Genomic DNA, 10,865 nt, shown 5'->3' on the forward strand with positions numbered 1-10,865 from the left:
GGAGGCCAACCATTCATGATTGAAATTCGCGATTTACACAAGTCGTTTGGTACCCAGGAAGTTCTCAAGGGAGTTAATCTCGAGGTCGAGCAGGGCAAGGTGCTGGTCATCATCGGGCCTTCCGGATCGGGGAAGACAACCTTGCTGCGTTGCCTGAACCTGCTGGAAACTCCAACGCGAGGAACGCTTCGAATCAGCGACGTTCAGCTGGAATTCGGCGCTGGCCGGAAACCGAAGACAAGCGAAGTGCTGGCGCTGCGCAAGAAGACCGGCATGGTGTTCCAAGCGTATTATTTGTTCCCGCATATGACGGCGCTCCAGAACGTGATGGAAGCCCAGGTTCAGGTGCTGAAAAAGAGCAAAGAGGAAGCCCGCCGGGTTGCCTTGGAGTTGCTGAATAAGGTAGGGCTCGGTGACCGAGCGGATTTCTATCCGCATCAGCTGTCAGGCGGGCAACAGCAGCGGGTGGGGATTGCGCGGGCGATGGCCATGAGCCCGGACGTGCTGCTCTTTGACGAGCCCACCTCGGCGCTAGATCCCGAGCTGGTTGGCGAGGTGCTGAAGGTCATGAAGGAGCTGGCCCTTGAGGGGCGGACGATGGTCGTCGTTACCCATGAGATGAAGTTCGCCGCCGAGGTCGCCGACCGGGTTGTACTGATGGACGAGGGGAACATTATCGAATCGGGGACGCCGGACCAAGTGCTGAATCATCCGTCCAGCGATCGAGCCCGTTCTTTCCTGAACCGAATTACGCAGCGGGAAATCGAATAAAGAAGAGAGGTCGGAGTTTGATATGAACTCTGGCCTCTCTTTTGTGTTTCTAGCGGATGCGAATATTACCGGAATTCGCCCGGACCTTAATCAGGTCCTGCGTCTGCCGTGGTGAATCCGGCGCGGTAGTGTTGCCGGAGCCGGATTGCAGGTCATAATAGCCTTTGAACTCGGCATCGGCGGACAGTGTTGCATTGCCTGAGCCTACGGAGATGTCCAAATTGTCTGAGCGTTGCTCCGACAACGTAATATTCCCCGAATTCGACTTAAAGCTGCCATCGCCTGTAAATCGATTAAACCGGATGTCCCCGGAGTTGGACGTAGCTTTGACGGTCCCTTTTACCTGGTTGGCGGTGATGTTGCCGGAGCTCGACTTCGCGGTCAGCGTACCTTCAAACTGATCGACACGAATATTCCCTGAGTCGATCGACAGATCGATATCATCGGCGCGAAGACCGCGGAACGTCCCGTTGCTGGAGTCCGACTTGAAGCCGATCCGATTCAATTCGCCCTTGTCGCCCAGCGCCACGGTAATTCGCTGCTTGGTGGACTGGAAGTTGATCGAGAAGAAGGTCCAGTCAAACTTATCTTTTAGATCCAGCTTTAGTGTCCCCTCTGAGATTTGAGCAGCTTTCACCGCATCGATTGTCTTCTGATTCATATTCCCGTTGATTTCCACGTAGTTCGTCCCGTCAAGGCTGTCGATAAACTCCAGCTCGACGTCATAATCACTGTCAATGAGCAGTGTCTGTAAGCCGCCCTGATCAAACGTCCACTTCTGCTGGTGGGACGGCAGTTCATCCCCAAATTCGAAATGCTGGTAAGCCATGCCGGCCAACCCGATCAAAATCAGCAACAACCCTATGAGTGACCATTTCTTCGTATTCATGCTTGGTGATCCCCTTTCGCGATCCGAACATTCCAACGCAGGTAAGCGATGCTGAGCCAGAGCATGCCTTTATAAGCGTATCGTGTGACAACGGCGAGCAGCATGCCCAACCCGACGTAAGCGACTGATGCAAATATCTTTGCTGTAAAAATCTCCCCATGCCATAGATACTCCAGACCAAGGAGCAAGGGACTTAGAATTCCGGCAGCAGAACTCACAGCTAAGCTGACGACGACAGCCCAGCAGGAGATCAGCAGCGGAACAACGATGAGATTGATAAAGACCAGTCCGATGTAAACCATCACGCTGGCAAAAACGCTGCGGCGCCGAACACCGGCTTCGTTATCATCAACTCCTGTCGGCGGCGTGGTGCTGACTGCTGCGCCCGGTGTGGCAGCGGGCTCTGCTCCGCCAAACCAGTACACATGCTCCTGGGGCACGTAGCGGTTGCCAATGGCCTCTTTGGCCAGCTCCGCCGGGTCTCCCAGCTCCAGCACGATCTCTTGCTCCGTCCGTCCGCTTTCCAAACCAAAAGCGAAGTGGGCCTCATAATCCTCCAGCAATTCGTTTTGTTCCTCCGGCGGGAGAACCGATAAATGCGCCCGGAGATTCGCCAAAAACTCGCTTTTATTCATAAACGGCTTCCTTTCTCAATTAAGGTTGAAACATTGTGTACGAACTGCTTCCACTCGACGACCAGTTTCTGGGTGTACGCTTCGCCCTCGGGAGTTAGTTTGTAGTATTTGCGCGGGGGACCGCCTGTGGATTCCTTAAGGTAGGTGGTGCAATAACCTTCATTGACCAGTCTGCGCAGCAGGGGGTACAAGGCCCCTTCGGCTACCTCGATATGCTTGGATACCGATTGGGCGAGCTCGTAACCGTACCGGTCGCGGCCTTGGATCAATACCAGCACGCATAACTCCAAGGCGCCTTTCTTAAATTGGATGCTGATATCCAAACCTGCTTCGCCTCGTTTCTTCTAAATTGGGTGTACGTTACGTGTTGAGATTTCATCAGTACTGAACATTGATTAGTATCGCCAAAAAGTATAATATCACACAGTACTGATTAAAGCAAGGTAGTGAATGAAAAAAGGCATCTGTTCCTTTTGCCCTTTGTTTTCAAAGGAATAGGACGAACAGATGCGCTTTGATTTGTGCTATTCCCCAAAGTCAGATTGCGGAGTGTCGGGGGAACTCAGCTTTTGGCTTGCTCAGGTTGGCGGTGAAGGCGAGGGAGCGCCTCTGTTGCCGGCCCTTCGATCACTTCGCCTTTGTAATCGAACCTGGAGCCGTGGCAAGGGCAGTCCCAGGATCGTTCCGCCTCATTCCATTTGACCTCGCAGCCCATATGGGTGCAGGTCGTATCCACAAGATAGAGCAGGCCGTCTTGGTCGCGGTAGGCTCCGGCACGCTTACCATGGTGCTTGACGACGCCGCCTTGGCCCGGAACGAGATCCTCTGGCTTCAGGTGGACGAGTTCGATTTTGCCGGTGACGAACTCTTTGGCTACGTCCGCATTTTGGGTGATGAAATGCTTGATCGAGGGGTCGGCCTTGAACCGAGAAGGCGTAAACAGCTCGGCATAGCGGTTCTCCTTCTCCAGAATGAGGTCGCGGATTAGCATTGCGGACAGCGTGCTGGTGGTCATTCCCCATTTGTAGAAGCCGGTGGCGACGTAGATATTCGGATGGTTTGATGTAATCCGCCCGATGTAGGGGACGCCATCGAGAGTCACCAGATCCTGCGCCGACCAGCGGAAGGGGATCGACTTGATCCCGAGCGTCTGCCGTCCGAATTTCTCCAGGGTTTCGTAGGACTGAATCGTGCAGTCGTTTTTGCCAGTCTTATGCGACTCGCCGCCGACCAGAACCACCTGCTTCCCGTTCAGCTCTGCGGATCGGAGCGAGCGCGTAGGGGAGCCGCAATTAATGTACATGCCGCCAGGGTAGGCTTTCTCCGGTTCGATGGCCACGACATAGGAACGCTCGGCATGCAGCCGGGTGAAGTACCAGCCTTTTCCGTCAAAGAACGGATAATGGGAGGCCGATACCGCATGGCGGCAAACGATGTGATGGCCGTTTTCCGTGGTCAGGCGAAGCCGTCCATCCGACTGCGGTTCGGCGACATCCTCCAGCGTTGTATTTTCATACACCACACCTCCATGGGAGGTGACATACGCCAGCAATTCGTTTAAGTATTGAAGCGGATGGAATTGGGCCTGATTTTTCATCACGACGGCCCCTCTGGCTTGCAGCGGCAACTCGATCGTATCCCGCCATTCACCAGGCAGACCTAAGCGTTCATAAGCCCGCCATTCCGCTTCCAGCTTGTGGAGCTGCTCGTCCGAATCCGCATACAAATAAGCATCCTCCCGGCGGAACTTACACTCTATCTTCCGCTCCTTCACGGTTTCGCCGATCCAACGCAGCGCCTCCTCATTCGCTTCAAAATACAGCCGTGCGCCTTCCTCACCAAAATGGTTGATCAGCTTGTCGTAAATAAGGCCGTGCTGCGCCGTGATTTTTGCGGTTGTATACCCGGTTGTGCCGTCCAGGACCTTACCGGCCTCCAGGATGGTGACCTTTACACCGGCTTGCACCAGCAAATAAGCAGTGGTGATTCCAGTGATCCCGGCGCCAACCACGGCAACGTCGGTATCGATGTCCTCGGTCAGCTTGCTAAAGTCCGGCAACGGAGTTGTTTTGCGCCACAGCGATTCAGGGAATCGCGGAAGTCCGCCGGACATAAATGGGGTGTCCTCCATTGAGGCTTCCTCCTGTCATATGGTTTTTCCTTAAAAATGGGAGCCGTTTCGGATACATTATTTCCCGCTTAGGGACAGAAAAACCGCTTGAGATTCTCGGAAGGCCCTGTCGATCTCTGTCGCATGAAAAAGGAATGAAAAGCAAATAATGGAGAGAAGAGATGCAGACAGAATAGGAGTTGCTAATCATGCTGCGCCACTTATCCCGCGGCCGCTCCGGCCAGCAGAACAAAAGCAACAGACAACCTCGAATTACCGGGGATTTGCAGCAAATGCTGGACCGCATCATGGAGGAATCCGGAAACAGCCCGGATATTGTCATCCGTCATCTCAAGCTTGGCGGTCCAGTTCAGGCACCCGCGAAGGCGGCGATCGTCTATTTGAACGCCCTCAGCGACCAGCAAGCGATCAATAATTTCGTGATCAAGCCTTTAATGGAGCTGGATCCCGAGAAAGTTAACGTTTATCCCGCCGACCGACTCATCCAATACATTCTCGAGGATGCCTTGTCCTTGGGAGAGACCAAGGTAGTGAAGGAATGGAACGACATCATGCTGGCCGTTCTATCCGGTGACACCGTGCTGCTGGTGGACGGTAGTGATCAGGGAATCATTTCCGGCACGGCGGGCGGGGAATGGAGAGCGGTTAATGAGCCTTCCTCGCAGCTGGTTGTGCGCGGGCCCAAGGACAGCTTCGTGGAATCGATTGCGACCAACATCTCCTTGATCCGGAGGCGCATTAAGTCACCGGATCTATGGCTGGAGTCGTTGAAAATCGGCTCCGTGACCCACACCCACGTGGCGATGATGTATATGAAAAGCAGTGCCGACCCGAATGTAGTAGCCGAGATTCGCCGGCGGCTCCAGCAAATTCGCATCGATGGCATTCTGGAATCCGCTTATATCGAGGAGTTTATCCAGGATAAGACCATTACCGCGTTTCCGACGGTTTATAATACGGAACGCCCGGATGTCGCCGCAGGCAACTTGCTTGAAGGACGGGTGGTTATTCTCGTCGACGGTACGCCGTTTACGCTGATCCTGCCTACTGTCTTTGCCCAGTTCATGCAATCGCCGGAGGATTACGCTCAACGCTTTGACATCAGCATTCTGATGCGTGTTATCCGCTACATATGCTTTGTGATTTTGCTGCTAGGTCCGGCGGTTTATATTGCCTTGACGACCTTCCATTATGAGATGATTCCTACACTGCTGCTGGTCAGCTTAATGGCTCAGCGCGAGGGAGTGCCGTTTCCGGCTTTCGTAGAGGCCATCATCATGGAGGTCGTTTTTGAGATTTTACGTGAGGCAGGGGTACGGATGCCGCGGGCGATTGGGCAAACGGTGTCGATCGTAGGTGCGTTGATCCTGGGGCAGGCCGTCGTTGAGGCGGGGATCATCACGCCGATCATGGTTATTGTCGTAGCGCTGACGGGGATCGCGAGCTTCGCATTGCCCTCCTATAACCTATCTATTGCGGGCAGGCTGTTCCGGTTTTATTTTCTTGTGCTGGCCGGCTTTTTTGGGTTTTACGGGATCACGCTGGGGCTGATTATGCTGATCGCCCATATGAACAGCATCCGGTCGTTTGGCGTTCCTTATCTGACGCCGTTCAGCCCGTTTGTACCACAGGCTCAGAAGGATGCGATCCTGCGGCTGCCGATTTGGATGCACGGGTGGGAACCGTTAATGTCCTCAAGCCAGCAAGATATGAAGAAGATAGGGGAAATCAAACCGATGTCTCCCGACAACTCCAGCGGGTCGGCGAATTCTGGAGAGGAGGCGAGTCAGGGCGGCCCGCAGCAAGGCGGACAAGAAACGGAATCAAGGAAGCAGGAGGACCAAAATGAGAATTAGAGCGATGTGGTTACTTGTGATCCTGTGCGTCATGCTGCCCCTGTCCGGTTGCTGGGATGCGGAAGAGTTAAACCAGCGGGCGGTGGTGTCCGGGATTGGTATCGATCGCGGCCCTGGAAATAAGGATTATCTGGTGTCCTTTCAAGTGATTATCGCCGACGAGATTTCCGGAAAAATCGGCAGAGGCGGTACCCCAACGACGGTTTATACCGCCGAAGGACGATCCATTATGGAGGCCGTTCGCAAGGCTTCTCTTCAGGTACCACGGCTGATGTCGACCGCCCATGTTCGTATCGTGGTCATCTCGGAGGAGCTGGCCCGGCAGGGAATATCGGATATCCTCGATTTTCTCGACCGGGATTCAGATATTCGCCTAACCGCAAAAATTTTTATAGCGAAAAAAGGCATCCGAGCGCTCGACGTTATTGCCGGGCTCTCCTCCATGGGGAAAATCACCGCGTATACGCTTGCTCAAAAAGCCGAAATGACCTCCCGAGAGTACGGTGCCAATTATCCCGTTGAGGTTGATGATCTGATACGCGAGGTCCTCGTGCCTAATTCGGGGCCGGTAATCAACGGCGTTGATATTGTAGGGAGTGTCCGAGAAGTACGAAATAAAAACAATCTGGAGGAAACAGATAACCTCGGGCTTCTGGTCATGTCCAATTTGGCGGTGTTTAAAGGAGATCAGTTGAAGGGATGGCTTAATGAGAATGAAAGCCGGGGATTAATCTGGCTTAGAGATAAGCTGCACAACACTTCGATTGTGATCACGCCGGACGACCAGGGGACTATCACGCTGGATGTTCGCAGAAGTAAAACTTCGATTCGGGCGATTCTTAAGGATGGGGAGGACCCTATCTTCGTTGTGAAGGTGATGGCCCAGCTGTCGGTTCGGGAAATGGACAGCCCCATCGATTTCCGTGACCTGGCAACTCTGGATGCATTGGAAAAGGATGTGAATCAGGAAATATTAAAGGACATCAAGGCTGCCGTTCAAACGGCACAATCCCTGAACAGCGATGTTTTATGCTTCGGACGGACGCTCGAGCTCCAGCATCCAAAGGTCTGGAAGCAATTGAAGGGACAATGGTCCGACATCTTTCCAAAGGTCGCGGTCGAATATCATATTGATTCGATCGTCCGCAATTCCCAAATGAGAGATCGTTCCTTCCAATATAATTTGAAAAAGAAAGAATAGGAGGCGGGATACGCTTGGAAAACACGAAGCTAAGTCCTATGCAACTTTTCGCCCTGCTTGTCTTGTTTCAACTCGGGACGGCCCTGGTTGTGAATTTGGGCATGGCAGCCCGCGAGGATGCCTGGATCGCCGTATTGTGCGGCATGTTGGTCGGGTGTCTGCTCTTTCTGGGGTATGCCTTTCTATACACCGCTTTTCCTGATAAACTGCCCACCCAATATATGCGATTGCTGCTAGGCAAATACTTGGGCGGGCTAATCGGTTTTGCCTATATACTGTTTTATATGAACAAAGCTAGCCGCGATTTGATGGACGGCGGGTTATTGGTTTTCGCCTCCACGTTGAAAGAGACTCCGCTGTTCATTATCAATACGGTGATGATGCTAACGATCATTTATGTACTGCACAAGGGCATTGAGGTGCTGGCCCGCACGGCGTTTATTTTGCTTTGGGTTGTGTTTGTGATCGGGATCATCATTTTGTTTCTGCTGCTGTTCTCGGGAATTATAGATTTCACCCGGATTCTTCCGGTGCTAAGCGATGGGTTTGGGCCGGTGCTGGAGTCCGTTTATCGCCAAAATTACCAGTTCCCGTTTGGTGAGATTATTTGTTTCACCATGGTTTTGCCGTATTTGAACAATGTAAAAGCAGGGGTCCGGGCAGGATTGATGTCCGTGCTGCTATCAGGGATGATTTTGTCGGGGACGGTGGTGATTACGATCTCCATACTTGGCGTGGACATTGCTGAGCGATCGATATTCCCGCTTCTAACGATGGTTGGTAAAGCCTCCATTGCCGACTTTATTCAACGTCTGGATATTTTAGTGGTGATGGTGTTGATCATTGGCGACTTCTTCAAAATCGCTGTCTATTTCTATGCGGCCGTTATCGGAGCTTCCGACTTGTTCAAGATTCCCTATCGGAAGGTCCTCTATCCGCTGGCCCTGATTGTGTTGTTCACTTCGATAACGATCGCTCGAACGTATAGTGAGCACGTCAAGAAAGGCGGCGATGTCCTCTATATCATGGATCCATTATTTTATGTTATTGTGCCCGCCGCTCTGATTGTAGCCGCCTTGATTTACCGATTCCGGTTCCGGCGGCATTCCGGAACGTAAATCCTCCGATGGGTTAGAAGAGTCTTTGTTCGCCGAGGTGGACGAAGACTCTTCGTTTTGCTGCGAGCTAGTCGCATGGCCTGAGGTTTGTCCGCCTCCATTCCGTTTGCGGCTTACGAAATGATAGATGTCCGGGATGATCAGGAACAGGAACAGCATATAGGCACAAATCCGTTCGGCAGGATCGGTTAGCGAGTAGCTCCAGTTGATTAAGAAGTTATTCCATGGAAGTCCAATCAGTATGTCCGTCCAAATGATATAGCCCATTGAAAAAGCCGCTATGAGGAGAGTAGTCAGGTATTTTCGAATCAACATAAGGTGCAGCTCCTCTCGGTAAAATGGTTAATGTAGTCTAGCTTTCATCCTATAGTATTAGGAAAAGCGCGTTGGAACATGCAGGAAATGGGGAAAGGAATTGACGTTTCATAAAATAAGACTTATACTAAATCTAAAAACAACTACAGGGATTGATGATAAATGAAAGCCTTAAATTTAACGACCCAACGCCAAGCGGTATATGATGTCGTTCGCAACGCCAAGGACCATCCGACGGCCGCGGAAGTCATGAACCGTCTGGTTGAGCAAGGATATAATTTTGCATATGGTACGGTTTACAACTCACTGCGGTATTTAACCGAGAAGGAATTGATTCGCGAATTGAAGCTGGGCGAAGCAGCCAGCCGGTATGATGCGAAGCTGGACGATCATCAGCATATCTTGTGCGAGGTTTGCGGCCGCGTGGATGAAGTGATGTCTCATGTGCCGGAGGAATGGAACCGTACGGTGGCTGAGGAAACGGGATATGATGTTCATCATGCACATGTCGTATTTGGGGGGGTGTGTCCGAATTGTCAGCAGAAGAAGTGATGCAAAACGGAATTTCGGGTAATACGGTCCCCTTCCGCCGCCCTTCCGGCGTTGAAGTTGCCGAGCCAGAGGGCTTGGAACTAGGCAGAGTGGCGTGCCCGGTTACACAGCGTGTCATTTTGATTAGTCCATTTCCGAGCGAGGTTCATGAACTGGTGCGCGAGTTGTCGGAGAGCTGCTTTGATGTCCTTGTATTCCATCATTTGGAGCAAGGCATTCGTAACGCTTTGGCGGCCGACCTGCTGATCTTTGATCTGACCTCCTATCAAGAGAACATAGACACAGCAGTGATCCGTTCGCTGGTGGGACAGGAAACCGGCGGCACCCCCTCGCTGTTGCTCGTTAGAGAGTCGATGCTCGGATACCTTGACCCGGCCTTAAGGAACCAAGAGCTTCTGGTTTGGCCAGCCCGCCCGGTCGAAATCGTGTACCATGCCCAGCGGATTATTCGCAATAGCGGCCCGCGGCCGTTGTCGTCGCGGCTGCTTACCGGCACGTCCCCGGCGATCTTCAAGGATTTGTGGATCGATCGCAAGAAAATGACAGTGTACCGGGGCGGCATCAAAATTGAGCTGACCAAGACGGAGTTCGAACTGCTGATCAAGCTGCTGGAACATGAAGGTACAGTGCTGTCCCGAGAAGAGCTGCTGTCGGAGGTATGGGGAACAACATTTCTTGGCGGCAGCAACGTCGTCGACGTGCATATCAAGAGTCTGCGCAAGAAGCTCGGCGACAATGCCTCGCGTCCGACCTACATTACCACCGTCCGCGGCGTGGGTTATCGGCTGGCGGATTAAAGCACACTCAATTCAGAAGAAAACCGTTTGTCGTCGGACAGACGGTTTTTCTAGTCCCCGTTTCTCTTGGTTAATAGGGAGATAGGGGGAGCTAGTCTCTCCGCCGCCTTCTTTTGACGATTATCCCGTTGCATCAGGCAGTGGAGAAAGATAAAGTTGCAACATGCGCAGGAGCAGTAAGATGCTGCAAGAAAGTGGTAGTAAGATGCTGTAAGAAAGTAGAAGTAAGATATTGCAAGAAAGTAGCAGTAAGATTTTACAAGAAAATCGATAGTTGCTGATAGTTTCGACAGGGGGAAGCTAGTCTCTTTGCCGCCCTCTTTTGATGATTATCCCGTTGAGTCAGCTGGTGGAGTGAAGAAAGAGAAGGAAGTAGACATGTCAGTACTTCTATTAGTGCCATTAGTAACTAGTATCTCATAAGTATCTCATTAGCACCCTTAGCACCACATTAGCTACAGTACACATTAGTACCCCATTATTATCTCACTAGTATCTCGATAGCACTTTAATTTTAAGCCGCTGCTGCATAGAATGGCTTCTGATGGCGTGTGATTAATTGGCGGTAAGGGATCGCTGGAATGGATACGCACATCTGTA

At 52.1% G+C, this 10,865-nt stretch carries 11 protein-coding genes; 6 read left to right on the forward strand and 5 right to left on the reverse strand.

Annotation, left to right across the window (positions count from 1 at the left end; translation table 11 throughout):
• Nucleotides 1-15: 15 nt before the first annotated feature.
• A complete protein-coding gene (locus POTG_RS04795; protein WP_009223676.1) occupies nucleotides 16-771 on the forward strand; it encodes an amino acid ABC transporter ATP-binding protein in 756 nt (251 codons plus the stop codon).
• Nucleotides 772-820: 49 nt separating this feature from the next.
• On the opposite strand, the gene POTG_RS04800 is transcribed toward POTG_RS04795, so the two are convergent.
• The 4 genes from POTG_RS04800 to POTG_RS04815 form a co-directional block, all read right to left on the reverse strand.
• Nucleotides 821-1,660, reverse strand: a complete 840-nt coding sequence (locus tag POTG_RS04800; RefSeq protein ID WP_009223677.1) for a DUF4097 family beta strand repeat-containing protein — start codon at nucleotides 1,658-1,660, stop codon at nucleotides 821-823.
• Nucleotides 1,657-2,295, reverse strand: coding sequence for an HAAS signaling domain-containing protein (locus POTG_RS04805; protein ID WP_009223678.1), 639 nt, complete (start codon nucleotides 2,293-2,295; stop codon nucleotides 1,657-1,659). The genes POTG_RS04800 and POTG_RS04805 overlap by 4 nt, the downstream gene beginning before the upstream one ends.
• Nucleotides 2,292-2,618 (reverse strand): PadR family transcriptional regulator, encoded by a 327-nt coding sequence (locus POTG_RS04810; RefSeq protein ID WP_009223679.1) that lies wholly within the window; start codon nucleotides 2,616-2,618, stop codon nucleotides 2,292-2,294. The genes POTG_RS04805 and POTG_RS04810 overlap by 4 nt, the downstream gene beginning before the upstream one ends.
• Before the next feature lie 239 nt (nucleotides 2,619-2,857).
• Nucleotides 2,858-4,426, reverse strand: coding sequence for an FAD-dependent oxidoreductase (locus POTG_RS04815; protein WP_009223680.1), 1,569 nt, complete (start codon nucleotides 4,424-4,426; stop codon nucleotides 2,858-2,860).
• Nucleotides 4,427-4,614: 188 nt separating this feature from the next.
• On the opposite strand from POTG_RS04815, the gene POTG_RS04820 reads away from it, so the two are divergent.
• The 3 genes from POTG_RS04820 to POTG_RS04830 are packed head-to-tail and all read left to right on the forward strand — an operon-like array spanning nucleotide 4,615 to nucleotide 8,601.
• Nucleotides 4,615-6,282, forward strand: coding sequence for a spore germination protein (locus POTG_RS04820; protein ID WP_009223681.1), 1,668 nt, complete (start codon nucleotides 4,615-4,617; stop codon nucleotides 6,280-6,282).
• On the forward strand, nucleotides 6,272-7,483 hold the full coding sequence (locus POTG_RS04825) for a Ger(x)C family spore germination protein (protein WP_009223682.1): 1,212 nt from the start codon (nucleotides 6,272-6,274) through the stop codon (nucleotides 7,481-7,483). Before POTG_RS04820 ends, POTG_RS04825 begins: the two co-directional genes overlap by 11 nt.
• A 14-nt stretch (nucleotides 7,484-7,497) precedes the next feature.
• Complete coding sequence (locus POTG_RS04830) at nucleotides 7,498-8,601, forward strand: GerAB/ArcD/ProY family transporter (RefSeq protein ID WP_009223683.1); 1,104 nt, start codon at nucleotides 7,498-7,500, stop codon at nucleotides 8,599-8,601.
• On the opposite strand, the gene POTG_RS23595 is transcribed toward POTG_RS04830, so the two are convergent.
• Nucleotides 8,518-8,916 (reverse strand): hypothetical protein, encoded by a 399-nt coding sequence (locus POTG_RS23595; protein ID WP_009223684.1) that lies wholly within the window; start codon nucleotides 8,914-8,916, stop codon nucleotides 8,518-8,520. The two genes, POTG_RS04830 and POTG_RS23595, sit on opposite strands and share 84 nt — an antisense overlap.
• Before the next feature lie 162 nt (nucleotides 8,917-9,078).
• On the opposite strand from POTG_RS23595, the gene POTG_RS04835 reads away from it, so the two are divergent.
• Both POTG_RS04835 and POTG_RS04840 read left to right on the forward strand, forming a co-directional pair.
• Nucleotides 9,079-9,468 carry a Fur family transcriptional regulator gene (locus tag POTG_RS04835; protein ID WP_009223685.1) on the forward strand — a complete coding sequence of 130 codons (390 nt, stop codon included), beginning with the start codon at nucleotides 9,079-9,081 and terminating at the stop codon, nucleotides 9,466-9,468.
• Nucleotides 9,441-10,265: a winged helix-turn-helix domain-containing protein gene (locus tag POTG_RS04840; RefSeq protein WP_397376614.1), complete on the forward strand. Its 825-nt coding sequence runs from the start codon at nucleotides 9,441-9,443 to the stop codon at nucleotides 10,263-10,265. Before POTG_RS04835 ends, POTG_RS04840 begins: the two co-directional genes overlap by 28 nt.
• The last annotated feature ends 600 nt before the right edge of the window (nucleotides 10,266-10,865 follow it).

Source organism: Paenibacillus sp. oral taxon 786 str. D14 (genome assembly GCF_000159955.1).
GTDB lineage: Bacteria > Bacillota > Bacilli > Paenibacillales > Paenibacillaceae > Fontibacillus > Fontibacillus phoenicis.

Coding starts and splice junctions, on each gene's coding strand:
- POTG_RS04815 (WP_009223680.1), bottom strand. CDS start 4,426: ATGGAGGACACCCCATTTATGTCCGGCGGACTTCCGCGATTCCCTGAA.
- POTG_RS04795 (WP_009223676.1), top strand. CDS start 16: ATGATTGAAATTCGCGATTTACACAAGTCGTTTGGTACCCAGGAAGTT.
- POTG_RS04820 (WP_009223681.1), top strand. CDS start 4,615: ATGCTGCGCCACTTATCCCGCGGCCGCTCCGGCCAGCAGAACAAAAGC.
- POTG_RS04805 (WP_009223678.1), bottom strand. CDS start 2,295: ATGAATAAAAGCGAGTTTTTGGCGAATCTCCGGGCGCATTTATCGGTT.
- POTG_RS23595 (WP_009223684.1), bottom strand. CDS start 8,916: ATGTTGATTCGAAAATACCTGACTACTCTCCTCATAGCGGCTTTTTCA.
- POTG_RS04800 (WP_009223677.1), bottom strand. CDS start 1,660: ATGAATACGAAGAAATGGTCACTCATAGGGTTGTTGCTGATTTTGATC.
- POTG_RS04825 (WP_009223682.1), top strand. CDS start 6,272: ATGAGAATTAGAGCGATGTGGTTACTTGTGATCCTGTGCGTCATGCTG.
- POTG_RS04835 (WP_009223685.1), top strand. CDS start 9,079: ATGAAAGCCTTAAATTTAACGACCCAACGCCAAGCGGTATATGATGTC.